The following is a 25,481-nucleotide window of genomic DNA, read 5'->3' as shown; positions in this document are numbered from 1 at the left end:
GCCAAAGCGCCGGGTGGTGGTCGCGCGCGCCCGGGCCACAGGGCAGGATGGGCGGCATGAGCGAGCACGGTGGAGTGCCCGGCGGGGGCCTGGTGAAGGGCCTGGCGGTCACGTTGAAGACGATGACCCGCCGCTCGACCACCCAGCAGTACCCGGACGTCGAGCCTGAGCTGCCGCCCCGCTCCCGTGGCGTGATCGCGTTGCTGGAGGAGAACTGCACCGTCTGCATGCTCTGCGCGCGCGAGTGCCCTGACTGGTGCATCTACATCGACTCGCACAAGGAGGAGGTGGCGGTGCCCGGCGCCGCCCGTCCTCGCCAGCGCAACGTGCTCGACAAGTTCGACATCGACTTCTCGCTCTGCATGTACTGCGGCATCTGCGTCGAGGTCTGCCCGTTCGACGCGCTCTACTGGTCGCCCGAGTTCGAGTACGCCGAGTACGACATCAAGAACCTGCTGCACGACAAGGACCATCTGGGCGAGTGGATGGCCACCGTGCCGCCGCCGCCGGCTCACGACCCGCTCGGCGACCCCTCCAAGGAGGAGACCACCGCCGCCCGGAAGGCGGCGGGTCCGTCGGCCCGTCCGGCTCCTTCCCGGGTACGCCCCGACGCCGCCACCGATCCGGGCGGAGGCACTGCCTCATGACCGGTGCGGACGTCCTGCTGCTCGCGCTGGGCGCGGTGGCGGTGGGCGCGGGTGCGCTGGTGGTCGCGACCCGCCACCTGGTCCGGGCCGGGTTGTGGCTGGTGGTGTGCCTGGGCGCGCTGGCCGGTGACTACCTGGTGCTGACCGCTGAGCTGGTGGCCTGGGTGCAGGTGCTCATCTACGTGGGCGCGGTGGTGGTGCTGCTGCTGTTCGCGGTGATGCTGACCCGCGCGCCGATCGGCCCGTCGGACGACCTGGACCGGCCGGGCTGGGCCGCAGCGCTCGTCGGCGCGGGCAGCGGCCTCGGCCTGGCGGTGCTGCTGATCGACGCTTTCCGTTGGTCCCGGGTGGACCTGCCCGTCGCCGGCACCGCCGAGCGCCTCGGCGAGCAACTGTTCCGTTCCTGGGTGCTGCCGTTCGAGGTGCTGTCGGTGCTGCTGCTGGCCGCGCTGGTCGGCGCGATCGTGCTGTCCCGCCCGGACATCGGCCGCCGGTCCACCGACACCAGCGCGGCGCAACCAGCCGACGAGGGCAGGCGCCCGTGAGGCCGGTCATCCCGTACGTCACCGCCGCGCTGCTGTTCGGCCTCGGCGTGTACGGCGTGCTGCGCCGCCGCAACGCCGTCCTGGTGCTGATGGCGGTGGAGTTGATGCTGAACGCGGTGAACCTGGTGCTGGTCACCGCCGACACCACCGTCAAGGCCGTGCTGCCGCACTCCGGGCAGGTGTTCGCGCTGTTCGTGATCGTGCTCGCCGCCGCCGAGATCGGTGTCGGGCTCGCCATCGTGCTCCAGCTCTACCGGCTGCGCGCCAGCGTCACGGTCGACGACGTGCCGCTCGACGAGCCGGCGCCGGCGGTCGCGGTGGCCCCGGGCGGGCTGCCGACGCCGGAATCGCCGGGTACGGAAGGAGCGGTCCGGTGAGCACGCCGACGCTGTGGCTCGCCGCGGTGCTGCCGGCCGCGCCGCTGGTCGCCAGCCTCCTGGGCCTGCTGCTGCCGCCCGCCCCGCGCCAGGACCGGGCGGCGGCCCGGCGGTCGGCTGTCGCGCTGGGCGTGGCCGGGGCGGCCGTGTCGCTGCTGGCCGCGCTGGCGTTGCTGGTCCGCGTGGACGCCCCGGTCGAGGCGTCCACCACCTGGGTCGACCTGGGTGGGCTGCGGGTCACGCTGGGCCTGCGGCTGGACGGCGTGGCGGTGCTCGTCGCCACCGCCGTCGCCGCCGTCGCGCTCGCAGTGCAGGTCTACTCGATCGGCTACCTGCGCCGGGGCCCGCACGACGACGTGGACGTCGACCACCGCTACCCGCCGTACGCCGCCCAGCTCAGCCTCTTCACCGCCGCCATGCTCACTGTGGTGGTGTCCGGCGACCTGATCATGCTGCTGGTCGGCTGGGAGGTGATGGGCGTCTGCTCGTACCTGCTCATCGCCCACGACCGGCGGCTGCCCGAGGCACCCGGTGCGGCGGTCAAGGCGTTCCTGGTCACCCGTGTGGGTGACGTCGGCTTCCTGCTCGGCATCGCGCTGCTCGGCGTGGGCGCGGGCAGCTTCCGGATCGCCGACGTGCTGGCGCACGACTACGGCACCGGCACGCTCACCGCAGCCTGTCTGCTGTTGCTCGCCGGGGTGGCGGGCAAGAGCGCCCAGTTCCCGCTGCACACCTGGCTGCCGGACGCGATGGCCGGTCCCACGCCGGTGTCCGCGCTGATCCACGCCGCCACCATGGTCGCCGCCGGGGTGTACGCGGTGGCCCGGCTGTTCCCGCTGTTCGAGCGCGCACCGGCCGCGCTCGCCGTGCTGGGCGTGATGGCCGCGATCACGATGCTGCTCGGCGCGTTCGCCGCCACCGCGCAGGACGACATCAAGCGCGTGCTCGCCTGGTCGACCGTGTCGCAGATCGGCTACATGACCGGGGCGCTGGCGGTCGGCGCACCGGCTGCCGCGCTGTTCCACCTGCTCACCCACGCCGCGTTCAAGGCGTTGCTGTTCCTCGCCGCCGGTGCGGTGATCCACGCCGTCGGCACCACGCTGATGTCCCGGATGGGCGGCCTGCGTACCGCCATGCCCGTCACGTTCTGGTGCATGGTGGTCGGCCTGGGCGCGCTCGCCGGCGTACCCCCGCTCTCGGGTTTCTGGAGCAAGGACGGCGTGCTCGCCGCCGCCGAGGCGGCCGCGCTCGACGGCGCCGGGCCGACCGCCGCCTGGGTGGGCTGGCTGGTCTGGCTGGCCGGGCTGGTCGGTGTGGCGGTGACCGCCTGGTACGCGACCCGCCTGCTGCTGCGCACGTTCCTCGGCCGGACACGCACGCCGCTGCTGCGCCCGCACGACCCGCCCGCGCTGCTGCGCTGGCCGGTGCTGCTGCTCACGGTCCCGGCCGCGCTGCTCGGCCTGGCCGCGTTCGCGCCCTGGTTCGCCGACCGGCTGCGCGTGCCCGGCGACGACACCGCCGAGGCGGTCGAGCTGGTGCACCTGGCGCCGAACCTGATCCTGCCGTTCCTGCTGCTGCTCGCCGGGGCGGGCGTCGCCTGGGCGGGCTGGCGCCGCGACCTGGCCGCCGACCCGGCCCGCTTCCTGGGCCCGCTGCGGCCGGTCTTCGCCCGCGCGTTCCGGCTCGACGACGTCCAGCACGCCCTCGTCGTACGCCCGGCGGGCGCGCTCGCGCGGGTCGTGCGTACCGGTGACGAACTGGGCGTGGACGGCCTGGTCGAGGGCAGCGGCCGGGCGGCGGTCGAGGTGGGCGGCGGCCTGGCCGCGCTGCACCGGGCGGCGCTGCCCCGCGCGGCGGCCGGGGTGCTGGCCGGCGCGCTGCTGATCGGCCTCGCGGTCGCGCTGATCGGAGTGACCTCATGACGTTCGGGCAGGTCCTGCTGGTCTCCGTGGTCGCGGTGCCGGCGCTCGGCGCGCTGGCCACGGCGGTCGTGCCCGGTGACCGGGCCGGGCGGGTGGTCGGCACCGTCGCCGCCGCGTTGACGTTGCTGGCGACGTTGCCGCTGGTCGGCGGCGACCACGGCTGGTTCGGGTACGGGCCGCGCCCGGCGGTGCAGCCGTGGCACCAGGTCGACCTGACCTGGGTGCCCGGGCTCGACCTGCGCTTCCACCTCGGCGTGGACGGCATCTCCTGGCCGCTGGTGGTGCTGACCGCGCTGCTCACGCTGCTGTGCTGCGCGTACACGCTGTGGCGGGTGCCGACCGGTGGCGGCAGCGGGCGCGCGCTCGTGGCGCTGCTGCTGGTGGTCGAGGTCGGCATCCTCGGCACGTTCCTCGCGCTCGACCTGGTGTTGTTCTTCCTGTTCTTCGAGGTCGTCCTGCTGCCGATGTACGCGGTGATCGCCGGCTGGGGCGGCGCGGACCGCCGTCGGGCGGCCCGCAAGTTCGCGCTCTACACGCTGTTCGGCTCGGTGCTGCTGCTGGTCGGCGTCTACGTGGTGGTGGCCGCCGCGGGCACCGCCGACCTGGTCACGCTCACCGGCGGCGCAGGGCTGTCCCGGGGCACTCAGCTCGCCGCGTTCACGCTGCTGGCGCTGGCGTTCGCGGTGAAGAGCCCGCTCTGGCCGCTGCACTCGTGGCTGCCCGACGCGCACACCCAGGCGCCCACCGTGGGCAGCGTGATCCTCGCCGGGGTGCTGCTCAAGATGGGCACGTACGGGCTGATCCGGGTCGCCGTCGGCGTGGCCCCGGAGGGCGCCCGCTGGGCCGCGCCGGTGCTCGGCGTGCTCGCCGTCGCCGCGATCCTGGTCGGTGGCCTGGTCTGCCTCGCGCAGGACGACCTGAAGCGGCTGATCGCGTACTCCAGCGTGGGACACATGGGCTTCGTACTGCTCGGGGTCGCCACGCTCACCGCCACCGGGATCCAGGCCGCGCTGATCGGCAACATCGCCCACGGTGTCATCACCGGCCTGCTGTTCTTCCTGGCCGGGGCGGTCAAGGACCGCGCGCACACCGGTTCGCTGGCCGAGCTGTCCGGGCTGCGGGAGACCGCGCCCCGGCTGGCCGGGCTGCTCGGCTTCGCGGCTGTCGCCTCGCTGGGGCTGCCCGGTCTGGCCGGGTTCTGGGGTGAGGCGTTCGCCGTGGTCGCCGCCGTGCAGCGGGGCGGCCCGCTCTGGCTGACCCTGGCCGTGCTGGCCGCGCTGGGCGGGGCGCTCACCGCCGCGTACTTCCTGCGGCTGCTGCGCCGGGTCACCCACGGGCGGCCCAGCCCGGCGGTGGCGGGGCTCGCACCCGGGCTGGCCGGGGCGGAACTGACCGCCTGGGCGCCGCTGGTGCTGCTCGCGCTCGCGGTCGGCCTGGCCCCGGCGCTCGTGCTGTCGTACGCCTCCGGTCCGGTGGAGGCGCTGCTGGGGGTCGTCCCATGAGCCTGGTGCAGAGTGTCGACAACGTGGCGATGCTGCCCGCGTACCTGGCCGCCGGCACGGCCGTGCTGGTGCTCCTGTTCGACCTGCTGGTGGCCCGGCCCGCCGTCACGGTGGCGGTGGCGGCGCTCGGCGCGGCCGGCACCGCGGCCGGCGCGGCACTGGTCGGGGCGGCCGGTGAGCGGCGCACGTTCTGCGTGGGCGCGGACTGCTCCTGGGTGTGGGGTGGCCGGGCCGCGCTGGTCGGGGCCGTGATCGCCCTGCTCACGCTCGGCGTGCTGGCGCTGTCCGGTCCGCTGCTGCGTGCCGGGCGCACCCCGGTCGGCGAGTACTGCTTCCTGCTCGCCTGCGCGATGACAGGCGGCGTGGTGCTCGGCGCCGCGGGTGACCTGATCACGCTGATCGTGGCGCTGGAGACGCTGACGCTCCCGCTGTACGTGCTGGTCGGCCTGCGCCGGGGCAGCCTCGCCGGTGCCGAGGCGGCTGTGACGTTCTTCGTGGTGAGCGTGGTCGCCACCACAGTGACGCTGCTCGGCGCGGCGCTGCTCTACGCGGTCACCGGCACGCTGCACCTGGACCGGCTGGGCGCCACACTGGCCGCCCGCGACGACCTGACCGATCTGCCGCTGACCACAGTCGCTGTGGCGCTCGTGGTGGCCGGGCTGGCGTTCAAGGTCGCCGCCGTGCCGTTCCACGCCTGGGCCCCTGCCACGTACGACGGCGCGCCGCTGCCGGTGGCCGCGTACCTGTCGACCGCCTCGAAGCTCGGTGGCGTGGTGGCGCTGCTGGCTGTGGTGCAGCGGGCGCTGCCCGGTGACCTGACCGGCCCGGTGCTGGCGGCGCTGGCGGTGCTGACCATGACCGTCGGCAACCTGGTGGCGCTGCGCCAGCGGCGTACCGTGCGGTTGCTCGCCTGGTCGTCGGTGGCCCAGGCGGGGTACATCCTCGCCCCGCTGGGCGCGCTGGCGCTGGCCGCGGGCCGCACCGGCGACGCGCGGGCGGCCGCGTACGCCGCAGCCGTCGCGTACGCGATCTTCTTCGTGCTGCTGGAACTGGCCGCGTTCGCCGCTGTGGTGGCGTTGCGACCGGCGGACGGCGACGGCGGCACGCTCGCCGACCTGCGCGGCGCGGCGCGGCGGCACCCCTGGGTGGGCGGCGCGTTCGCGCTGGCGCTGATCGGGCTGGCCGGGCTGCCGCCGGGCCTGGCCGGGCTGTTCGCCAAGGTGACGGTGGTACGCGCGCTGCTGGCCGGGAACGCGGGCTGGCTGGCGCTCGTGGTGGCGCTGAACGCGGTGATCGGCCTGGCCTACTACCTGCGGGTCACCGCCTCCCTCTACGCGACGCCGGCCGGCGTGGCGACGGTCCGGCCCGCCCGGACCGTGGTGCTGGCGCTCGGCGTGGCCACGGTCGCCGCGGTGGTGATCGGTTTCGCACCGCAGCTCGTGCTGGACGTGGCGGCGCGCTGACCGGTTCCTGCCCGGATGGGCGACCGCTTCAGCCTGCGCACAGCAACATCCAGGCAACTTTCAGCCATGAGCCGGATGGTTGACGGGTACCGGTGTGTTGAACCGGTCAGCGGGCCTCCCGCAAGGGCCCGTGCACCGAAGGAGAGATCGTGCATCACAACCGTCTCAAGACCGCAGCGCTGCTCGGCCTGTTGACCTCGCTGATCCTCGCGGTCGGCTACTGGTTCGGCGGTAGCGGCGGTCTCGTCATCGCCGTCGTCGTCTCGTTGCTGATGAACGGCGTCACCTACTTCTACTCCGACAAGCTCGCACTGCGCTCGATGAAGGCGCAACCGGTCAGCGAGGCACAGTTCCCCGAGCTGTACCAGATGGTGCGGGAGCTCTCCACGCAGGCCGGCAAGCCGATGCCGCGGCTCTACGTGAGCCCGACGTCGCAGCCCAACGCGTTCGCCACCGGTCGTAACCCGGAGAACGCGGCGGTCTGCGTCACCCAGGGCATCGTGGAGATCCTGGACTACCGGGAGCTGCGTGGCGTGATCGGCCACGAACTGTCCCACGTCTACAACCGGGACATCCTGATCTCCAGCGTGGCTGCCGGCCTGGCCGGCATCATCACCATGCTGGCCAACCTGGCCTGGTTCATCCCGCTGGGCTCCTCGGACGACGAGGACGCCCCGAACCCGGCCGTGCTGCTGCTCACGCTGATCCTCGGCCCGATCGCCGCCACGGTGATCCAGCTCGCGATCAGCCGGAGCCGGGAGTTCCAGGCCGACCAGTCCGGCGCCGAGCTGAGCCGCGACCCGCTGGCCCTGGCCAGCGCCCTCCGAAAGATCCACATGGGTACGCAGGCGCGTCCGCTGGCGCCCCAGGGCCAGCTCGCCAGCACCGCCCACCTGATGATCGACAACCCGTTCAAGCGGGGCGGCGGCATCGCCGCGATGTTCGCCACCCACCCGCCGATGGAGCAGCGGGTGGCCCGCCTGGAGCAGATGGCCCGCAACTCCGGGCCGGTGCAGTTCCAGCGCTGACCCGCCGTACTCCCCACCGCGCCCGCGTCCCACGACGCGGGCGCGGTGGTGTGTCCGGGCACAATGCGTTTCCCCCGGTCAGGTCACGCCGTTAGGGTCGAAACGTCTCCCGCTCATTACCCTCCTGGAGGTCGACTGTGGCCGCACTGCGCCAGTACCAGGGCGTCTGGCGGATCCCCGGCGCGCCGATGCTGCTGATCCTCGGCATCATCGGCCGGCTCGGGATCGGCATGACCCCGCTGGCGCTGCTGCTCGTCGTCGAGCAGGTCACCGGCCGGTACTCCCTGGCCGCCGTCGCCGGCGGCATCTACGCGCTCTCCGGCGCCGCGCTCAGCCCGGTCGCCGGCCGGATCGCCGACCGGGTCGGACCCACCCCCGTCCTGCTGCTCACCGCGGTCACCCACCCGCTCGCCCTGATCGGGCTGCTCGTCGCCACCCGCTCCGACAGCGGCAACCTCGGGCTGATCTACCTGGCCTCGGGCGTCGCCGGAGCCACGTACCCGCCGCTCACAGCCGCGATCCGGGGCGCCTGGAACGACCTCACCGCCCCCGCCACCGGCCGGGCGCACCTGCGCAACACCGCGCTCGCCGCCGAGACCACCCTCTTCGAGGTCGTGTTCGTGATCGGGCCGCTGCTGGTAGCCGGCTTCGTGCTGCTCGCCGACGCCTCCGCCGCGCTCGTCGGCGCCGCGGTGGTCACCCTGATCGGCACCGGCACCGTCGCGCTCGGCCGGGTCATGCGCGGCTGGCGCCCGCACCCCCGCGAGCACCACGCAAGGGGCCTCGGCCCGCTGCGGCTCGGCGGCTTCCCCGCGCTGCTGCTCTGCGTGGCGAGCCTCGGCATCGCGTTCGGCGCCTCCGGCGTCATCGTCCCGGCCTTCGCCGGGAACTCCGGCGCCGACGACCCGGAGAGCCTTGCCGGCGTGCTGCTCGCCGTCTGGGGCATCGGCAGCGCCATCGGCGGTTTCTGGTTCGGCGTACGCAAGCCCGCCGCCAACATGACCCGCCAGTTCGCCTGGCTGCTCGGCACCGTCGCGGCCAGCTTCGCCGTCTTCGCGGTGATGCCCGGCCCGGCCGCGCTCGGCGTCGCGCTGGTGCTCGGCGGCGCGGCCATCGCCCCCGCGCTCACCCTGGAGAACACGCTCGTCGGGCGGATCACCCCGGCCGGCATGCTGAACGAGGCGTACACCTGGGTGGTGACCATGTCGGTGGCGGCGAGCGCCGCCGGCGGCTCGATCGCGGGCCTGATCATCGACCACGCCGGCGGCGTCTCGTGGGCGTTCGTCTTCGCCGGGGTGGCGGTCGCCGTCGGAGCCGCGGTCGCCGCGCTGCCCGGCGGCCCGATCGCCCGGGCCGAGGCCACAGCGGTACGCGCCGAGCAGACGCTCGCCGCCTGACCGCTCACCCGCCGGCGGTCACCACCCGCTCCACCCCGGGCAGCTTCTCCACCGCGGCCCGGATCGGCGCCGGGTCCTCACCCTGCGCGAGCAGCACCGACAGGACGACCCGGCCGTCGCCGTCCGGCCGGGCCGCAACCGTCCTGCCACCGCAGCGCAGCCCGGTGTCCCCGCGCGCCTGCCCGATCCGGTAGTCGACCTCCCCGATCTGCGGCGTGCCGGCGCCCGGCCGGAAGACGACGTCCAGCCGTACCGGAGGGTCGGCCTGACACGCGGCCGACGCCGCGGCGGAAGGGGTGGCCGCGCCGCCGCCGGCCGGCATCGGCGTCGCCGGTCCGGACAGCGTCGCCATGGTCGCGGCACCGCCGGTGACTGTCACAGCGGCCACCCCCGCCAGAACCGCGGCCCGGCGCCGGCTCCTGGCGCGCCCCCGTGCGCGCACCTGGGCCGCCGGGCTGAGCCGCAGCCCGGTCATGTCCTGCTCCAACTCCCGCAGAGCCTCACCAATGCGTGCCGACATCGACTTCCTCCTTGTCGTCGGTCAGTAGAACGGCGAGCGCGGCACGGCCCCGGGACAGGTACGACTTGACAGTCCCCTCCGGCATGCCGGTGGTCCGGGCGATCTCCGCCACCGGCAGGTCGTGGAGGTGGTGCAGGACGACGACCAGCCGTTGCGCGTCGGGCAGTCGCCGTAACGCCGCCAGCAACGCCACCCGGTCCGGGTTGGGCCCGGGCGCCGGAGTCTCCCGGCCCAGCCGGGCCCGCGCGGCGAACCAGCGCCGCAGGCCGCGCCACCGGTTGGCCGTCAGGCGCCAGGCCACCGTCCGGACCCAGCCCTCCGGATCCTCGTACGCCCCGACTGTCGACCAGCGCTGCCAGGCCCGCGCGTACGCCTCCTGCGTCACGTCCTGGGCCTCGGCCAGGTCGCCGCAGAGGGCGTAGACGTGGTGCACGACCCGCCGCGCGGTCGCCGTGTAGAAGGCGTCGAAGTCCTCGGGGCCGTCCATGCCCACCTCCCGTGTCCGCTCTCACCACTCGACACCCCGATGCGGCTCCGGCGGTTGCACCCGGATCAGGACGCTCCGGGTCGTACCCGATCCGGCACCTTCACCCGGCCGGGCCGGTCGTGCGGGCCCGTCGTCTGCGGTCCGGGCCGGTCACGCGGGCCTGTCGTCTGTGGGCCGGGCCGGTCGTGCGGGCCCGCCGGCCCGGTCTGCTCTGTGTTGTGCGCTCCGGGGCCGGGGCGCGCGGCGGACACCGCGGCGACCAGACCCAGCGCGAGGATCGCCACCGCGCACGCCAGGAGCGTGGGACGTGCCCCGAACGCGGCGGTCGCCGGACCGCCGAGCATCGTGCCCAGCGGTACCGCCAGCACGGTGACCGCCCCGTTGGCCGCCAGCACGCGGGGGAGGTCCACGGTGCCGGAGCGGCGCTGGAACAACGCCGTCGCGGTCGGCTGGTAGGGCGCCCAGACCAGGCCGGCGAGCGCGAACGCGGGCAGCGACAGGACGACCGGCGCGCCCAGGCCGAGCGGCATCAGCGCGGCGCCGAACAGCACCACGATGCCGGCGAGCGTGGTCCGCAGCGGCCGTCCGCGCAGGTGACCCGTGAGCAGCCCGCCGAGCAGGGAGCCGACGCCGAACGCGGTGTAGTAGGCCGCGAGCGTCCCGGCGGAGGCGTGCAGGTCGTCGGTGACGTGCACCGGCATGGCGACGTAGAACGGCCCGAAGAGGAAGAAGAACGCGAAGGTCAGCGCCAGCAGTCCGAGCAGCGACCGGTCCCGTCCGATGATCCGGAATCCCGACGTACGCGACGGCCCCGCCCCGGCCGGGGCGTTCCGGTACCGACCGTTGGTGTCCCGGTCGTGGACGGTCGCGGTGTCTCCGTCACGGACGGCTGCGGCTTCTCGGTCACGGACGGCGGCGGTGTCTCGCTCACTGACGGCCGCGGCTTCGCGATCGCGGACGACCAGGCGGTAGCTGACGGCCAGCACGGCGAAGCTGGCGGCGTCGACGGCGATCACCCACACCGCGCCGACCCAGGCGATGAGCAGGCCGGCCAGCGGCGGGCCGACGATCGTCGCGGCCTGGCCGAACACGCCGAGAAGCGCGTTCGCGGCCAGGTGGTGCCGCTGCGGCAGCAGCTCGGCCACGAGCGTGAACCGACCGGCCGACCCCCACGGGTGCAGCAGCGAGGACACCGCCAGCAGGGCAACGTAGAGACCGACGTCCAGCACCCCGGCGAGGTGGGCGACGGGGATCGCCCCCAACGCGGCGGCCCGCACCGTCGCGTCCCAGCCGGCGAGCTGAGCCCCGCTCCGTGCACCCAGCCACCGACCGAGCAACAGCGTGCCGGCCGCCCCCGGCAGCGTGTACGCGGCCACCGCGAATGCGGTCCACGTGCCGCGTTGCCCGACGGGGGCGAGTTGCAGAGCCAGCCACGTCACCGCGACCAGGGCGAGCCCGTCACCGAGAGCGGATGTCGCGAGACCGGGCAGCAGCCGGCGCAGTACCGGTTGACCGAGCACCGGGCGATAGGGGAGGAGCATCGCGGGGGTCATGGCTCCCAGCCGACCTCACGACCGGCCCGTACCCCAAGGAAGTCGCCTGACGGCAGAAGGAACCGCAGCTGTTCGCGGCCGAGATGCAGGCCGTGCGTTCCGGCCACTGCGGATGCCTGATCCCGCACCGTGGCAGGTGACCATGCCGGTCACCTGCCACGCGACTCGATCGTCGTGCCTACCGGTAGTTGGTGAACTGGAGCGCCAGCCCGAAGTCCTCACCCTTGAGCAGGGCGATGACGGCCTGGAGGTCGTCCTTCTTCTTGCCGGTGACGCGGAGCTGGTCGCCCTGGATCTGCGCCTGCACGCCCTTCGGGCCCTCGTCGCGGATCTTCTTGCTGATCGCCTTGGCCTTGTCCGAGTCGATGCCCTGCACCACCTTGGCGTCGATCTTGAAAATCTTGCCCGACTGACGGGGCTCGCCGGCGTCGAGCGACTTCAGCGAGATGTTCCGCTTGACCAGCTTCTCCTTGAAGACGTCCAGCGCGGCTCGGACCCGCTCCTCGGTCTCCGCTTGGAGGCTGATCGCCTCCTCGCCCGACCAGGAGATCTCCGCGCCGGTGCCGCGGAAGTCGAACCGCGTCGAGAGCTCCTTCTCCGACTGGCGGACGGCGTTGTCGACCTCCTGCCGGTCGACCTTGCTCACGATGTCGAACGACGGGTTCGCTGCCATGCTCATGCTCCTGCTGTCCGGCGGTCTGTCCTGGTCCGTCCCGCGCTGACCAGCGTGGGACCTCCTGACGGTACCCGGTTGCGGCAGTGCCGGGGGCAACCGCTATCCTTGCTTCCGCTGCCGCGTTGCGACGCGGCGGTGTGCCCTGGCGGGTTGCCCGAGCGGCCAATGGGAGCGGACTGTAAATCCGTCGCGAAAGCTTCAGAGGTTCGAATCCTCTACCCGCCACCAGGTGCAGATACGGCCCCTGACCAGCAGGAATGCTGATCGGGGGCTGTTGTCGTTTGTCTGGCCGAGTCCGGCTGGGTCCAGCCGTCTACGACTGGTTGTGGGCAGATGGTGGGCAGGTCGATCTTTCCCGGTGAGGGCCCTTCTGAGGCTGCGAACGCTCGGGTTGGTGGCCAAACCGTGTCTGCCGGGGGCAGTGCGTGTAGCGACCGGGCTGAGGGTTGCGGCGAGGTGTCGGCCGCGTGGGCGAGAGGGGCCGGGGGCAAGCCAGTCCCGGGGTTGGACTGGCGCGGCAGTCGGAAGCCCTGACCGCCGATTGTGCCGACTGATTCGGCTTCCGTACCGCCTGCCGTCATCGTCCTGGAGACCGGATCAACAGACTCGGGGCGGCGGTCCGGCGGCAGTCGGTGGCTCTCCGCCCCGGCGCCGAAGGCAGCCGGGGCGGCTTGCCGCCGGCCGGGTTCCCGCCCGCGTCGCGCAGAGCGCGACGCCTTGATCCAAAACAGAGGAGATCGGCAATGAAGCCATTCGGCTTCCGCCCCCGGATGCCGCACGCTTCTGCTGCCAGGGACTCGAACCCTGAACCCCTCCGGCCGTCTATGGATCATCTCAGATCGGGCAGATCGGTGCCCGGACCTGGGCGGCGTCTCTCGTTGCCTTACAGCGGTTGACAGCCCTTGTCGGCGTCAGTTATGCCCGATGATCTCGTCCAGCCCGGCCTGAAACAGGTTGGTACGGCGGCCCGACCGGGTGGGATGCTTGCTGCCGGCAGATCGGGGTCTGGAAGCGCCTGCCGAAGAAGGTTGGAGCATCAGGTGTTACGTGACGATGTGAATCCCGAGACGGTCATCCTTGCCGTTGCGAAGGCCATCGAGGCGACATTCGACCGTAGTTCTTGGCTCGAACTGGCACTTTTAACCAATACCCGGGACGTTGTTCTGAGCCATCACCGGCTGCTTCGCAGCATGGACTGGGGTGACCCCGACTACTTCGGGAACATTGCCGAAGTAGTCCCTCAGATGTTGGGCGAGGGTCGGCAACGACGAAGCCGAACAAGTGCTCGAACCAGCTTTCCGAACTTCAAGATCGTGGAGGACTTCCTCGACCTACCCAACTGGCTCCGTCGTTCCGTGCCAGACCTGTACGCGAAGCTGTATGGCGGTCCAGTGCCCGTGGATGCCCTCCAAGCCGCCGCCACCGAGCTAGGCATCACTGACGTGGATGAACACGCCGCCCGCATCAGGCGCGGTCTCCATGACGACCCGGCACAAGCGATCGGGTCGGCGAAGGAACTGTTGGAGACGGTGCTCAAGTCAATCCTCGGCCTGCACGGCACCGGCAGAGAGACCAGGCTCGACATTCCCGAGTTGCTGAAGAAGGCGAATGTCCAGCTGGGGCTGGATCCTGCAGGGGTCCGAGCTCGTGACCCCGGCGCCGAGCAGCGGCGGAAGGCGCTGGGAGCACTCACTCAGTTGGTGGTCTCGACTGCTGAGCTGCGTAATGCTGGTTTCGGCACGGGCCATGGCGTCAGCCAGCGGCCGGAGTTGGACGTGGCAACCGCCCGGCTGGTGGTCGCCGCGGCCACTGCAGCGGCCACCTTCTACCTGGAAGCACACGCCGCAGACGACGACTAACCTGGCAGCGCTACCAGCACTAGAAACTCCCCGGGCTACCTGTGCGGATGAGCGCGGCGGCCGAGTCTTGACGATCTTGCCTCAGCGGCACGCCCTTCGCGTCCTCGTGACGCCTCGCTTACAAGCTCTGTGCGGACCGTCCGACGTCGTCTGTCCGTGTTCGCGGCCTCGGACGACTGTCCGCGTCTGGCCGCTGCCGGCCGTTCTCGTCCCGGCCGGTTGCTGTCGCCGTTGCTGTCGACAACTACCCTCGCTGCGATCCTGTCGGCTGGTACGGGCCGCACACGCCCTGACTCTGCCGGCACACTCTGGGCGTGTAGACACCCGCCAGCCCTGACCCTTGCGGCGCAGCCACCTCCACGGTGTGGGTCTTTCACGGCTCGAACGCCGGCGAGGTTCAGCCGGGCCGCGCCGAACGAGTCGATGATCAACCAGCCCTGGCTGCCGTCCGGTATGGCAATCTGCTGCTTGGTGCTTTCGCGGGGACCGGTTAGCCATCCCATCGGGCTGTCCTAGGGCCTGTCCTGTCGATCATGGAAGCCAGATGACAGCGGCGATGAGGATCAGACTGGCTCGGTAGAGGGATGCGCGTTTGGCGTAGCGGGTGGCCAGGTCACGCCATTGCTTGAGTCGGTTGAAGCAGCGTTCTACGACGTTGCGTTTGCGGTAGGTCGCCTTGTCGAAGGCGGGTGGTCGCCCGCCGGTGCTGCCCTTGGCGGCGCGGCGGGCGATCTGGTCGGCGCGTTCGGGGATGACGTGCCGGATCCCGCGTTGGCGCAGGGCTCGACGGGTGGAGTCATGGGCGTAGCCCTTGTCCGCGATCAGCACGTCAGGGCGCTTGCGGGGCCGGCCCGGTCCGGGCTGGTTGACGCGGATCGCGTCGAGCAGGGCGAGGAGCTGGGGGTTGTCGCCGGCCTGGCCCGGGGTGAGCAGGATCGACAACGGCCGGCCGCGTCCGTCGACTGCGAGGTGGATTTTCGTGCTCAGTCCTCCGCGTGATCGGCCGATGGCCTCGCCATCTTGCGCACCAGGCGTCGCCGGACTTGTCGGGGAGCCCCCTTTTTGCGGGCGCCAGCGGCATGCTGATGCGCCCGCACGATCGACGAGTCGATGCTGATCGTCCACTGCACCGGTGTGCCGTCGTCGTGCACCTGCGCCGCCGCGAGGATCCGATCCCATGTCCCGTCGGCGCTCCACCGACGCAGCCGCTCATGGCAGGTCTTCCACGGCCCGAAACGTTCGGGCAGGTCACGCCACGGCGCACCCGTGCGCAGCTTCCACAAAATCCCGTTGATGACCTGCCGGTGATCTCGCCACCGCCCACGAGCACCGCCCGGCTCCGGTAGCAGCGGCGCGATCACCGCCCACGCCTCATCGGTCAACTCACCACGACGCACCACCGACACATCGTCAACGACCAACCCCTACAAGATCGGCAGGACACGCCCTAGGCGTTCCAGCCGGACAGGGGGCTCGCACCCCAACGCCACTCCAGCGGCCACCAGGCCGAAACCGACACCGCCGATCACGCCGACACCCACGGCGGTCAGCACCACCGTCACCTGCTGTCGCCGTAGGCCAGAGCCCCGGCGTGTTCACGGACCGCGCTGATCGAGCGCGCTGGCGTTACCCTGCTGTCCCGGGGAACGAGCAGAGAGGACCCGCGCCGACCATGGGTAGCTTCAACGAGCCGCTGTCACGTCTGACCAGCAATCGTCTAAACAACCTGAAGTCCGAGCTTGAGCGCTGCGGCTTGGAGCAAATCACCAATGAGGAGTACGTCCAGCACCTGGTCGCCGAACTAAGTCTGGCCGCGGTTACGCTTTCCGACGGCTTGCCACCCGAGGTTACAGAGGGAAAGGATGGGCTCAAGGTCCTCGTCAAGACGCCGGCTTCAGCGGGGCCCGTTGAGCTGTTGGACAAGTACGACGTTGAGAAGCCGTCATACAACGAAGTCCTCTACATCCGTGACAAGGCCGTGCATTCAGTCAGGACCTTCCCCCACGACGCCGCCACTGACGACGTTCGAGCGTGGGTGAAGGCCGAACGCGAGCGGCACCACCGAATCGTGAAGGGCTTCAACGATGCAGCACTCGCACTGAACGGACAGCTGCAGGAGATGGCGCAGAAGATCGCTGCGAAGCGGCGCGCCGCAGGAGGCCGCGCTTCCCAGCTGGCCGCCGACATCCAGGATCTTTAGACGGTCCCGCGCCAAGCCGGAACCTTCCGATTACAAGCTCGGCGGTCGCGTCCAGAGCCGTGCTGACGCCAGCCCTGAGGCGGGGACTTGAACCCTGAACCCCTCCGGTGGCTTGTGGATCATCCCAGATCGGACGGATCGGCACCCTGACCTGGGCGAGGTCTCTCGTTGCCTTACAGCGGTTGATAGACCTTGTCGGCATCAGTTGTGCCCAGCTTGTGCCCGACGATCTCGCCAGTCCTTCGCTGGCCGTCGAGGTTCCGGCATCAGCGGCGACCTCCGCCGGGGGATGCGGTCGCAAGCTGGCGACTTCTGCCGACTGTTAGCAGCTAACATCGATGAGCAGGGGCCGGACCTCGTCGCTTCGCCTTCAGGTCCCGTCCCTCATCAACGCCGACGCTGCCTTCTTGGGTCGCGTCCGCGCTGGTGGTGTAAGAGACGGCCATCGCGTGATCCGGTCTGATGTTATGCGGCGATCGAGGTCGGGTCGGTCTGGTCGGTGGCGTGTTGGTCTGTGTCGATGGTGATCAGGCGGGCTTTAGCGAGTAGTTCGAGGCCCATGTAGCGGCGTCCTTCGGTCCACTCGTCGGTCTGCTCGGCCAGGACGGCGCCGACGAGGCGGATGATCGCCGCCCGGTTCGGGAAGATCCCGACGACGTCGGTGCGACGGCGGATTTCCTTGTTGAGCCGCTCCTGTGGGTTGTTCGACCAGATCTGGCGCCAGATCTCGCGGGGGAAGCCGGTGAACGCCAGGAGGTCGTCGCGGGCGGCGTCGAGGTGCTCGGCCGCGGCCGGGAACTTCGCTTCGATCGTGGTCACGACCCGGTCGAACTGGGCGCGGACAGCGTCGGCGTCGGGCTGGTCGAAGATCGTGCGGACCAGGGTGGCGATCCACGGCTGCGCCGACTTGGGCACCTTCGTCAGCAGGTTGCGCAGATAGTGGGTCCTGCACCGCTGCCACGAAGCTCCCGGCAAAGCCGCCCCGATCGCGGCCACGAGGCCGGCGTGGGCGTCGGAGATGACCAGGCGGACACCGGACAGGCCTCGGGCGGTCAGGCTGCGCAGGAACGCCAACCAGCCGGCGCCGTCCTCGTCGGAGGCCACGTCCAGGCCCAGCACTTCACGGCCGCCGTCGGCGTTGACCCCAACCGCGATCAGGGCGTGGACGTTGACGGTCCGGCCGTGCTCGCGGACCTTCATCGTCAGGGCGTCCATCCACACAAACGTGTAGTGGGCGGCGTCCAAGGGTCGGTTGCGGAACGCCTCCACCTGCGCGTCCAGATGCGCGGCCATCTCCGAGACCTGCGACTTGGACAGCTGCCGGATCCCGAGCTGCTCGACCAGCTTCTCCACCCGCCGAGTCGACACCCCCAGCAGATAGCTCGTGGCCACGACCGAGACCAGGGCCTGCTCGGCCCGACGCCGGTGGGTCAGCAACCACTCCGGGAAGTAGCTGCCGTGTCGCAGCTTCGGGATCGCCAGGTCGATCGTGCCGGCGCGGGTGTCCCATTCCCGAGGCCGGTAACCGTTGCGCGAGTTGACCCGCTCATCGCTGCGCTGCCCGTACCCGGCGCCGCAGATCGCGTCGGCCTCGGCGGACATCACCGCCTGCACGAACGTCTTGATCATCGCTTGCAACACGTCCGACGACGCGCCCTCGATCTGCTCGCGCAGCAGGTCAACAGGGTTCACACTCTCTGAAGCGGCCATCGCGTCCTCTTCTCCTTCTCTGACTTGGTCGTCTTGAAGGATCGACGCGATGGCCGTCTCTCATCTACGCAACACGCCCATCACGGGCAAGTCGTACACCACTCCCGTGGACGCAACCCCTTCTTGCTGCCTCACTGTGCGTCACATGTCGCTGCAACGGCGGCAACCCCAGCTGCACCTTCATACTCAGACGTCAGCCTGATAGGGTCCCTGCTCACCTTCCTGCTAACCTTCCTGCTAATCACCGATGAGCAGGACCATGCCGGGAAGGCCTGCAGTGAACACTGAAGAACTAGCCGAGATCGTGGAAAATCTCCGCGTCCTGGGCAGCGATGTAGCAGACGTTGAGGTCAAGAAGGCGCTTGGCGGCCTACCTCGAAGCGTCCGAGAGACCCTGTCATCCTTCTCAAATACACGTGGCGGCGTCATCATTCTTGGCCTGGATGAGAGCGAGGGGTTTGCCGCTACCGGCTTAAGTGACCCCGCTACGATGGCTGCCAACTTCGCCTCCACCTGCTCCGATGAGATGGAGCCTCCCGTCCGCGCATTGGTGCAGATTCAGGAGTTCGAAGGCGCACAGGTATTGGTCGCCGAGATTCCCGAGATTGATCGGAGCCAGAAGCCCTGCTACTACAAAGGAGCAGGGCTGACAAAGGGTGCCTACATACGGGTACATGACGGCGATAGACAGCTGTCCAGCTACGAAGTTCAAGTAATGCTGTCTTCCCGCGGTCAGCCGCTCGACGATTCCCAGCCGGTGCCGGGCGTCGGCCTTGAGGCACTCGATCGCCATCTAACGGCTTCTACAATCCTGCGGCTTAGAGAAAGTCGGCCCTACGCATACCGGGACCTCGACGTAGAAGGAGTTCTGCGGAAAGCGAAGATTCTGGTGCCGGACGGCAATGGGGACGACGTAGTATCGCTAGCCGGACTGCTTGCGTTGGGCCAGTACCCTCAAGAACATTTCCCTCAACTCATGCTCAGCTTCGTGCATTACCCATCCGACTCCGGGCCAGATAACGAGACCGGAGTCCGCTTCCTCGACAGCGTTGCCATTGAAGGACCAATTCCCGCCATGGTCCGGGACGCTATGAGCGTCATACGTCGCAATATGGTCCGCCGGTCCATCGTTACTGGGGCTGGAAGACAGGATATCTGGGAGTACCCCGAAACGGCCCTCAGGGAGGCAATAACTAACGCCCTAGTACACCGTGACCTATCGCCAGCAGCGCGGGGGACGCAGGTGCAGATCGAGATGTTCCCCAACCGCCTAGTAATAAGGAATCCGGGAGGACTGTACGGCCCGGTTACAGTGGAGAACCTAGGCGAAGAGGGGGTCTCCTCCTCACGAAATGCCTTGCTTCTCCGAATTCTGGAAGATGTGCCAATCCCGGGAGAGGAGCGAACCGTCTGCGAGAACAGAGGCTCCGGAATCAGGGCGATGGTCGGCTCACTACGTCGGGCAGGAATGACTGCGCCAAGCTTTGATGATCGAATCTCGGCGTTCATAGTTGCATTCCCCAATCACTCGCTGCTGAATGACGAAGCAGTGCAGTGGATCGCGAGCCTCGGCGAGGCCAACCTAACCGATAGCCAGTGCTTGGCATTAGCCATCCTCCACAACGGTGCTTCGCTCGACAACGCCACCTACAGGAAGGCCGCAGGACTGGATTCCAGGGTAGCGACGATCGAACTTCAGGACCTTGTAGCACGCGAATTAGTGGAGCAGATCGGCACTCGGAGATGGGCGCGATATAGGCTGCCGCCCCGCATCGAAGAGGACGCAGAGCATGGAGGTCGTCCACGTCGCAGATCCCCTGCTGACCGACGGCAAGAGATCCTGGATGCCCTTGGAGCCCAGACACTGTCTCGCGCTGAATTGGCTGAAGCGACAGGATTGACTGATCAAACTGTGCGTCGTTGGCTGCTAGTTCTCCGACGCGAGGGCTTAGTAACGACGACTGAGGGCTCGACTTCAAGCAAGAACACGAAGTATCGCCGCATTCCTGGAAGACAACTAGGCCAGCCATTGCCATTCACGAGCTGACGGCCGCAATCGGTTCATAGAGCCATTTTCATCCTGCGTGGCGGTCGGCTTCGACGCGGTGCAGGACGAGGATGGCCTGCACGATCGCGGTCGCTCGGCGTGGGCAGCAGCGCAGCTTGACCAGGATTTTCCAGGTCTTGAGGGTGGCGATCGCGCGTTCGCCGCGGGCGCGGATCTTCGCGTGCGCTCGGTTGACGGCCTTCTGCCGGCGTGACAGCTTCGGCCGGAAGCGGCGCCGCTTGAACGGGGTGCGCACGCTGCCGGGGGCGCCTTGATAGCCCTTGTCCGCGAAGGTCATCACGTCGGTGCTGGCCAGGGCGTCGATGATGCCGTGGGTGCGGGCGGCGGTCAGGTCGTGCGTCGAGGCGGGCAGCGCGGCCGAGGCCCAGACGAGACGCCCGGCCGCGTCGGCGATGACCTGCACGTTCACGCCGTGACGCTTGTGTTTTCCGGAGTAGTACGGCTTCTGGTTGGCGACCCGGTCGATCGGGATCAGGGTGCCGTCGAGGATTGCGTAGGCGAGCAGACGGATCCTGGTCATGGCCGTGGCCAGGTCGTCGGCGGTCGCGGCGAGCAGGTCGATGGCCTCGCGGACATAACGCCAGGCGGTCATGACGCCGATGTCGAATCCGGCGGCCAGGCGGGTGTAGGTGTCGCCGTTGCGCAGGTGGGCCAGGGCGAGCAGGGCTTGCCGGCCGGGGTCGAGGCGTCGCCACCGAGACCGTTGCTGCTGGCGGCGGGTTCGGATGAGGGCGGCGAGGTGGTTCAGGCTGCGGGTGGACAACGGAATCGCGGCAGGGTAAGACAGCACAGCGAGGCTCCCGGTTGGGGCATCTGATCTTGGTCGATTGCTGTCTTACCGGGAGCCTCGTCCTACCTGGACACCGGCCTCCCACACCGCCCGTGACCTGCGCCGTCACGATGAAAATGGCTCATAAGAGGAGGGGCGCAGAGCCTGACAAGGGGATTGCCATCCCGTCTGCCGTCGACCCGCCCTCCTGGGGAGCGGGCCGCCGCCCGGCCCGCCACGTCAAGCGGACCTTGACGCCCGAACGGACGCTGGCGGGCCGGGCGGGGGTCTGCTCGGCTCGCCCGGGTCGAGGGCAGACCGGATGGCTTACCGCAACCACCCACGGACCGCGACCCGCCGACTTAGCCCCGGCCATCCTGGAGCCGGAGCGCCCCCGCCGGAGGCGCAGTAACCGCAACGCGGCGACCGCCGCCAGCTCGCCGACGCAGCTGGCGTGCGCTCCCCTACGCCGCGCGGGCTCGTGGCCGCGCGGCCCGGCCGGCTGCCGGCCCACCACCACCCCGGTCGACCGCCTGTCGTTCTGCGGCGGCCCCTTGGGCTTCCCGCTTCCGCGCCAGCCGCCGGGCGTGTTGCGTGGCCGGAGTCGGAGCGCCAGCGGAGCGACGGACGCGCGCCCAGGCGGCGGCGCGTGCGGCCCGTTCAGGGCCGCCTTGAGGACGTATCGAAGCCTCGAACACGGGTTACTGCCTCGGCCGAAGCAATCTGTAAGTTCTGACGACTGCTTCGACGGTTCCGCGTGATCGATCAATGCTTTGTTGTTCGACTAGGACCGTACCCACCTCGACGGCGAAGAGGGCTGCAAGCTCCGGGTCTGCGGCGACTTCGCGCCGTGCGGTCGTGGGCAGACGGGCTGTGGTTTCCCCGCCTGCCGATAGGCCGAGGCTTGCATAGGTGCCGCGACCGTGTTCGGTGGTGACGTAGCCATCGGCCCGCAAGGCGGCTATCGCCTGGCGGACTGTGCCGCGGGCTGCCCGGAATTCGGCGGTTAGGGTGCTCTCGGTTGGTAAGAGTGCACCCGGCGGGATTGCGCCCCTTTCAATGCGTTCCCTTAGCTCATCAGCGATGACGCGATAGCGGGGCTGTCCGTATTGCGGGGTGGGCACGGCTTCACCGTACCTGGCACTTGTCTTGCCAAGTGCCAACCAAGTGACCCGTTTCGACGTATGGACAACACGTCCACTTGTAGGTACCTTTCCCGGTGTGTGACCAGGGTGACGGTTCGTATCAGGGGTGGTGCCGTGCCAGCCCTGGTCGCACCTGACGCGCGGCGTCCTGTCGGACCGGTTGCGGTAGCCGCGCGGACAAGTTGGCTCGGCGATACCCGACCCGTCTGTGTCGGACGGTGCGCCGTGCCTTCATCCGGGCCGGTGGCCGGCTGCATTCCCGCGTAGCTGGCCACCGGTCCCCGCCTACCTGTGGAGGTGCGATGTCCGGCGCTCATCGTCGGCGCGGTTGGTTTTCGTCCTGGTGGTCCTCAAGGCGTTCGCGGGCTGTTGTCGCAGACAGCCGCGTCTCGCCGATGCGGCGCACGCCAACCAATGCCGCGCCGACGTACTGGTGGGCTGGGGTACCGACTCGGGAGTTGCCTACGTTGCGCTACGCGCCGTTGATGACGCTGGCGCAGTCCTACCGAGGCAATGGTGGGCGGTGGACTCATTGAGGCGGCCGAACAAGTCGAGCGAGACTGCGGGTCACCCGGGCTGGTGCGCGCCGGATCGCTGCGGCCATTTGGTGCCCCCTGTGATGGCTCACATGGCCCGGCGTCATCGAGGACCGATGTTCCGGGTTGGTGACGTCCGATCGAGCGGAGTCGTCGTCACCTATCTCATCGGTGCTGACGCCTTGGCGCCGTTGGTTGCGCTGCACTCGACGTGCCGAGTGGGAAACTGCTGGGCGGAGTTGTCCCTGTCGCAGGTGACCGAACTGATCGAGCATCTGCGCGGCCTGGTGGAGCAGGCTAACGGTGACCGTGGAACCAGCGATGAGTGAGGGCCGGCCCATGACCGAGAGCGCTACGGCGTCGGCCACGTCGGCCGTCTGTCCGGGATGGTGCCGAGGCTGCGGACCGAACGACCCGATGCACCGCGGCTTCATCGCCACCATCGGCCGGGAGCGAACCGGCTGGGTCAGCCTTCAGCTACTCATCGACCGGTTCGAGCGCCGCGACCTGGCCGTCAAGCTCGACGCGACCCGCTACGGCGCGACGCAAACCGTGCTTCTCTCGGCGGCGCAGCTTGACCGGCTGATCGACGAGCTAACGCGCGCCCGTGACGTGATGCGGGCACCGGTCAGTCACGGCCATCGGCCGGGGGAGACGCGATGAACTCCGGCAGCCGTCGGCGCATCGCCGTTCCCCGTACTCCTGGCCCTCGTCGTGGGCAGCCGCCGCGAGCAGCGGTAGCGGTCCCTCCGGTTCCCCACCGGCCAGCGGGCGGGACCACCTGGCAGACGTTGGAACGTCTAGGGGGTACGGTGACCGGTGTGCATGGCCGGGACTGGCGCCCTCGATACCTGCAACTCGCGGAGGAGTTGCGGGTAAAGATCATGAGCGGAGAGATGGCCCCGGGCACCCTCATGCCCAGCGAAACCGAGCTGGCCGAGTCGTCCGGCCTCTCCCGTACCAGCGTCCGCAACGCCATCCGGCAGCTCCGCGAATGGGGCCTCGTCCGGGCCGAGCAGGGGCGCGGGACCTACGTCCGGGCACCTCGGCAGCGGGTACGCCGTCGCAACAGCGAGCGGTACCAGTGGGAGAAGGATCGGGTTCTGCTCGACGAGGCCGAGCGGTTGAAGACCGGTGCCACCGAGCACGATACCGGCCTGACCGTCGATGACCTGAAGTTCCATGCGGAGTACTCCCGGGTGGAGGCGGATGCGGAGATGGCGGCGGCCTTGCAGGTCGAGCCGGACACGCCGCTGCTGCGCCGGGTCTACTGGACTTCCTCCCGCCACGAGAGCGCGCCGCTGACCGTGTCGTACTCCTACCTGCCGTACGACCTGGTTGCCGCGAACCCGGACCTGCTCGACGAGAGCAAGGAACCATGGCCCGGCGGCACACAGCACCAGCTCTACACGCTCGGCATCGAGCTGGATCGGATCGACGACGAGATCCGAGCGCGTCCACCATCCCCGGATGAGGCCGAACTGCTCGACATCGACCCGGGCGTCTCCGTGCTCACCGTGCGGAAGACCTCGGTCGACACCATGGGCCGGGTGGTCGAGGTCGCCGACGTGGTGATGCCGGGTGACCGGACCGAGCTTGTCTACTCCCACAAGCTCCAGCGGTGGAAAACTTGACGCAGTTCGTCTCGGTCATCACTCCGGTCCACGCGCCCAGCATCGAGCACCTTGCTGGCGCGTACGAGTCGTTGGCGAAGCAGGAGATGCCGGCCGGGTGGGACTGGCAATGGCTCGTCCAGGAGGACGGGCAGACCGGCGCCCTGGTCGACGCGCTGCCTGACGATCCCCGGATCAGTCTCGGCACCGGCCGCCCCGGCGGGCCTGGCGTCGCCCGTACCCTCGCCCTTTCCCGGGTCTCGGGTGACCTCATCAAGGTCTTGGACGCTGACGACCAGTTGACTCCCGGCGCGCTCGCCCGAGACATCGCCGCGTTCGACGTGCACCCGCACATCGGTTGGACCACCTCGCGGGTACTCGACCTGCTGCCCGACGGATCGACCGCCGGATGGGACAAGGACCCAGATGGCGGAGTCGTCGACCGCGGTGAGGTTCTGTTGTTCTGGCAAGCCAACGACTACCGAGCATCGGTACACCCGGCAACGCTGTGCCTGCGGCGAGACCTCGTCTTCGCCCTGGGCGGCTGGATGGCCCTCCCTGCCTCCGAGGACACGGGCCTGCTGCTCGCCGCCAACGCCATCAGCGCCGGCTACTTCACCCGGGAGTACGGGCTGCTCTACCGCAAGTGGCCCGGCCAGGTGACCAGCCAGGCCGCACATCGGGAACCGGCCGAGTATCAGGCCCGAATGAGGATCATCGAGGCCAGAGCCAACGCCCTGACCTCGATGCTGCCGAACGGTCTACCGCTCACGCCTCTGGCGTAGCCTCGTGCCCCGGCATGCCGTGGGTACGCCGCCGCTCCTTCATCTCGGCCTCGTAGATGTGCCGCCGTCCGCCGGCTAGCTTCTCCCGAGCGTCCCGCTCGATCTCCTGGAACGCGGCGTAGTAGCCGTCGTCGAATTCCTCCATGATCTGGAAGGTCCAGCGGCCGGGGAGCAGGTTGCGCCCCAACAGCTCGTGCTCGACCCGGTCGGCCGTCTCGTCGTGCCCGGCCTCGCGGAGCAGCTTCACCACCCGGTCGAGGGTGAGATCCGCACCGCCCACGAGTTGGTGCGCCGAGTACAGGTGGCCTCGTACCCGGTGGACCGTCTCCAAGGCCTTGCTCAACTCGCCTAAAGCCTCGACTGTCGTATCATCGACGTTCGCAGGTCGCGAGTGGTCCTGATCGACGGCTCGGCCATGATCGTTCGCCATAGCCGTACGAGTACCCGGCAATCATGGTCTGAACGCAGTTGCGTCGCCGGTGACGTTGGAACTCTCCGGCGGTACGAGGTAGCGAAAGGCCCTCCCACCACGCCTCCGACAGCCCGGCGAACAAGGAGGCAGCTCTGGCTGGCGGGGAGAGTCCTGCGGCTGGTCGGGCGAGTCGTAGCTGGTGTGGCGAAACGTGCGCCTGAATCTTTGGCATCACGTCGTGGATTTATCGTGCGGCGAGTAATCTCC

At 69.8% G+C, this 25,481-nt stretch carries 24 protein-coding genes and 1 tRNA gene; 16 read left to right on the top strand and 9 right to left on the bottom strand.

Annotated elements, in window-relative coordinates:
• Positions 1 to 56: 56 nt before the first annotated feature.
• From ML5_RS03420 to ML5_RS03385, 8 genes are all read left to right on the top strand, one after another.
• A complete protein-coding gene (locus ML5_RS03420; protein WP_013473729.1) occupies positions 57 to 647 on the top strand; it encodes an NADH-quinone oxidoreductase subunit I in 591 nt (196 codons plus the stop codon).
• Positions 644 to 1,192, top strand: a complete 549-nt coding sequence (locus tag ML5_RS03415) for an NADH-quinone oxidoreductase subunit J (RefSeq protein ID WP_013473728.1) — start codon at positions 644 to 646, stop codon at positions 1,190 to 1,192. Before ML5_RS03420 ends, ML5_RS03415 begins: the two co-directional genes overlap by 4 nt.
• Complete coding sequence (gene nuoK, locus ML5_RS03410; protein ID WP_013473727.1) at positions 1,189 to 1,569, top strand: NADH-quinone oxidoreductase subunit NuoK; 381 nt, start codon at positions 1,189 to 1,191, stop codon at positions 1,567 to 1,569. Before ML5_RS03415 ends, nuoK begins: the two co-directional genes overlap by 4 nt.
• Positions 1,566 to 3,491 carry an NADH-quinone oxidoreductase subunit L gene (locus ML5_RS03405; RefSeq protein ID WP_013473726.1) on the top strand — a complete coding sequence of 642 codons (1,926 nt, stop codon included), beginning with the start codon at positions 1,566 to 1,568 and terminating at the stop codon, positions 3,489 to 3,491. Before nuoK ends, ML5_RS03405 begins: the two co-directional genes overlap by 4 nt.
• Positions 3,488 to 4,993, top strand: coding sequence for a NuoM family protein (locus tag ML5_RS03400; protein WP_013473725.1), 1,506 nt, complete (start codon positions 3,488 to 3,490; stop codon positions 4,991 to 4,993). The genes ML5_RS03405 and ML5_RS03400 overlap by 4 nt, the downstream gene beginning before the upstream one ends.
• Positions 4,990 to 6,456 carry an NADH-quinone oxidoreductase subunit N gene (locus ML5_RS03395; RefSeq protein ID WP_013473724.1) on the top strand — a complete coding sequence of 489 codons (1,467 nt, stop codon included), beginning with the start codon at positions 4,990 to 4,992 and terminating at the stop codon, positions 6,454 to 6,456. The genes ML5_RS03400 and ML5_RS03395 overlap by 4 nt, the downstream gene beginning before the upstream one ends.
• A gap of 149 nt (positions 6,457 to 6,605) precedes the next feature.
• Positions 6,606 to 7,484 carry a zinc metalloprotease HtpX gene (htpX, locus tag ML5_RS03390; protein ID WP_013288662.1) on the top strand — a complete coding sequence of 293 codons (879 nt, stop codon included), beginning with the start codon at positions 6,606 to 6,608 and terminating at the stop codon, positions 7,482 to 7,484.
• Between the two features lie 137 nt (positions 7,485 to 7,621).
• Entirely contained in the window at positions 7,622 to 8,881 is a 1,260-nt protein-coding gene (locus ML5_RS03385; RefSeq protein WP_013288661.1) for an MFS transporter, read from the top strand.
• A gap of 4 nt (positions 8,882 to 8,885) precedes the next feature.
• On the opposite strand, the gene ML5_RS03380 is transcribed toward ML5_RS03385, so the two are convergent.
• From ML5_RS03380 to ML5_RS03365, 4 genes are all read right to left on the bottom strand, one after another.
• On the bottom strand, positions 8,886 to 9,401 hold the full coding sequence (locus ML5_RS03380) for a hypothetical protein (protein ID WP_013473723.1): 516 nt from the start codon (positions 9,399 to 9,401) through the stop codon (positions 8,886 to 8,888).
• Complete coding sequence (locus tag ML5_RS03375) at positions 9,382 to 9,888, bottom strand: SigE family RNA polymerase sigma factor (RefSeq protein WP_013473722.1); 507 nt, start codon at positions 9,886 to 9,888, stop codon at positions 9,382 to 9,384. Before ML5_RS03375 ends, ML5_RS03380 begins: the two co-directional genes overlap by 20 nt.
• A gap of 65 nt (positions 9,889 to 9,953) precedes the next feature.
• A complete protein-coding gene (locus ML5_RS03370) occupies positions 9,954 to 11,441 on the bottom strand; it encodes an MFS transporter (RefSeq protein ID WP_013473721.1) in 1,488 nt (495 codons plus the stop codon).
• 178 nt (positions 11,442 to 11,619) lie between these two features.
• Positions 11,620 to 12,114 carry a YajQ family cyclic di-GMP-binding protein gene (locus ML5_RS03365; RefSeq protein WP_013473720.1) on the bottom strand — a complete coding sequence of 165 codons (495 nt, stop codon included), beginning with the start codon at positions 12,112 to 12,114 and terminating at the stop codon, positions 11,620 to 11,622.
• Between the two features lie 147 nt (positions 12,115 to 12,261).
• Between ML5_RS03365 and ML5_RS03360 the strand changes: the two genes are divergently transcribed.
• Positions 12,262 to 12,345, top strand: a tRNA-Tyr gene (locus ML5_RS03360).
• A gap of 812 nt (positions 12,346 to 13,157) precedes the next feature.
• Complete coding sequence (locus tag ML5_RS31365; protein WP_143766923.1) at positions 13,158 to 13,976, top strand: abortive infection family protein; 819 nt, start codon at positions 13,158 to 13,160, stop codon at positions 13,974 to 13,976.
• A 531-nt stretch (positions 13,977 to 14,507) separates the two neighbouring features.
• Here ML5_RS31365 and ML5_RS31360 read toward each other — a convergent pair.
• A protein-coding gene (locus ML5_RS31360) for an IS5 family transposase (protein WP_143766977.1) occupies positions 14,508 to 15,373 on the bottom strand; the annotation gives its coding sequence in 2 pieces (ribosomal slippage) (positions 14,508 to 15,028 and positions 15,028 to 15,373; 867 coding nt in all).
• Positions 15,374 to 15,648: 275 nt separating this feature from the next.
• Between ML5_RS31360 and ML5_RS03340 the strand changes: the two genes are divergently transcribed.
• Positions 15,649 to 16,176 carry a hypothetical protein gene (locus ML5_RS03340; protein ID WP_013473718.1) on the top strand — a complete coding sequence of 176 codons (528 nt, stop codon included), beginning with the start codon at positions 15,649 to 15,651 and terminating at the stop codon, positions 16,174 to 16,176.
• A 465-nt stretch (positions 16,177 to 16,641) separates the two neighbouring features.
• Here ML5_RS03340 and ML5_RS03335 read toward each other — a convergent pair whose 3' ends face one another.
• Positions 16,642 to 17,886, bottom strand: a complete 1,245-nt coding sequence (locus ML5_RS03335; protein WP_013284934.1) for an IS256 family transposase — start codon at positions 17,884 to 17,886, stop codon at positions 16,642 to 16,644.
• Between the two features lie 277 nt (positions 17,887 to 18,163).
• Here ML5_RS03335 and ML5_RS31355 point away from each other — a divergent pair, with 277 nt between their 5' ends.
• Complete coding sequence (locus ML5_RS31355) at positions 18,164 to 19,933, top strand: ATP-binding protein (RefSeq protein ID WP_085983658.1); 1,770 nt, start codon at positions 18,164 to 18,166, stop codon at positions 19,931 to 19,933.
• A gap of 28 nt (positions 19,934 to 19,961) precedes the next feature.
• Here the strand turns inward: ML5_RS31355 and ML5_RS03330 are convergent, their stop codons facing one another.
• On the bottom strand, positions 19,962 to 20,744 hold the full coding sequence (locus ML5_RS03330; RefSeq protein WP_013473716.1) for an IS5/IS1182 family transposase: 783 nt from the start codon (positions 20,742 to 20,744) through the stop codon (positions 19,962 to 19,964).
• Positions 20,745 to 21,424: 680 nt separating this feature from the next.
• Positions 21,425 to 21,847, bottom strand: coding sequence for a GntR family transcriptional regulator (locus ML5_RS33220; protein WP_168168209.1), 423 nt, complete (start codon positions 21,845 to 21,847; stop codon positions 21,425 to 21,427).
• A 673-nt stretch (positions 21,848 to 22,520) separates the two neighbouring features.
• Here ML5_RS33220 and ML5_RS03325 point away from each other — a divergent pair.
• The 4 genes from ML5_RS03325 to ML5_RS03310 all read left to right on the top strand — a co-directional run bounded on the left by ML5_RS03325 (position 22,521) and on the right by ML5_RS03310 (position 24,802).
• A complete protein-coding gene (locus tag ML5_RS03325) occupies positions 22,521 to 22,733 on the top strand; it encodes a hypothetical protein (RefSeq protein WP_013473715.1) in 213 nt (70 codons plus the stop codon).
• A 10-nt stretch (positions 22,734 to 22,743) separates the two neighbouring features.
• A complete protein-coding gene (locus tag ML5_RS03320) occupies positions 22,744 to 23,067 on the top strand; it encodes a precorrin-4 C11-methyltransferase (RefSeq protein ID WP_236619348.1) in 324 nt (107 codons plus the stop codon).
• 149 nt (positions 23,068 to 23,216) lie between these two features.
• Complete coding sequence (locus ML5_RS03315) at positions 23,217 to 24,038, top strand: GntR family transcriptional regulator (protein WP_013473713.1); 822 nt, start codon at positions 23,217 to 23,219, stop codon at positions 24,036 to 24,038.
• Positions 24,026 to 24,802, top strand: a complete 777-nt coding sequence (locus ML5_RS03310; RefSeq protein WP_013473712.1) for a glycosyltransferase family 2 protein — start codon at positions 24,026 to 24,028, stop codon at positions 24,800 to 24,802. The genes ML5_RS03315 and ML5_RS03310 overlap by 13 nt, the downstream gene beginning before the upstream one ends.
• Here ML5_RS03310 and ML5_RS03305 read toward each other — a convergent pair.
• The gene (locus ML5_RS03305) at positions 24,786 to 25,232 is read right to left on the bottom strand and encodes a hypothetical protein (protein ID WP_013473711.1); all 447 of its coding nucleotides are present in this window, start codon (positions 25,230 to 25,232) and stop codon (positions 24,786 to 24,788) included. The genes ML5_RS03310 and ML5_RS03305 overlap by 17 nt on opposite strands.
• Positions 25,233 to 25,481 lie beyond the last annotated feature (249 nt).

The organism is Micromonospora sp. L5 (assembly GCF_000177655.2).
Classification (GTDB): domain Bacteria; phylum Actinomycetota; class Actinomycetes; order Mycobacteriales; family Micromonosporaceae; genus Micromonospora; species Micromonospora aurantiaca.
Note: the sequence above shows the minus strand (reverse complement) of the source record. Positions and strands in the feature narration are given on the sequence as shown.

Coding starts and splice junctions, on each gene's coding strand:
- ML5_RS03365 (WP_013473720.1), bottom strand. CDS start 12,114: ATGGCAGCGAACCCGTCGTTCGACATCGTGAGCAAGGTCGACCGGCAG.
- ML5_RS03340 (WP_013473718.1), top strand. CDS start 15,649: ATGGGTAGCTTCAACGAGCCGCTGTCACGTCTGACCAGCAATCGTCTA.
- ML5_RS03400 (WP_013473725.1), top strand. CDS start 3,488: ATGACGTTCGGGCAGGTCCTGCTGGTCTCCGTGGTCGCGGTGCCGGCG.
- ML5_RS03395 (WP_013473724.1), top strand. CDS start 4,990: ATGAGCCTGGTGCAGAGTGTCGACAACGTGGCGATGCTGCCCGCGTAC.
- ML5_RS03320 (WP_236619348.1), top strand. CDS start 22,744: ATGACCGAGAGCGCTACGGCGTCGGCCACGTCGGCCGTCTGTCCGGGA.
- ML5_RS03415 (WP_013473728.1), top strand. CDS start 644: ATGACCGGTGCGGACGTCCTGCTGCTCGCGCTGGGCGCGGTGGCGGTG.
- ML5_RS03420 (WP_013473729.1), top strand. CDS start 57: ATGAGCGAGCACGGTGGAGTGCCCGGCGGGGGCCTGGTGAAGGGCCTG.
- ML5_RS03335 (WP_013284934.1), bottom strand. CDS start 17,886: ATGGCCGCTTCAGAGAGTGTGAACCCTGTTGACCTGCTGCGCGAGCAG.
- ML5_RS03370 (WP_013473721.1), bottom strand. CDS start 11,441: ATGACCCCCGCGATGCTCCTCCCCTATCGCCCGGTGCTCGGTCAACCG.
- ML5_RS03325 (WP_013473715.1), top strand. CDS start 22,521: ATGTTCCGGGTTGGTGACGTCCGATCGAGCGGAGTCGTCGTCACCTAT.
- ML5_RS03375 (WP_013473722.1), bottom strand. CDS start 9,888: ATGGACGGCCCCGAGGACTTCGACGCCTTCTACACGGCGACCGCGCGG.
- ML5_RS03305 (WP_013473711.1), bottom strand. CDS start 25,232: ATGGCGAACGATCATGGCCGAGCCGTCGATCAGGACCACTCGCGACCT.
- ML5_RS03380 (WP_013473723.1), bottom strand. CDS start 9,401: ATGTCGGCACGCATTGGTGAGGCTCTGCGGGAGTTGGAGCAGGACATG.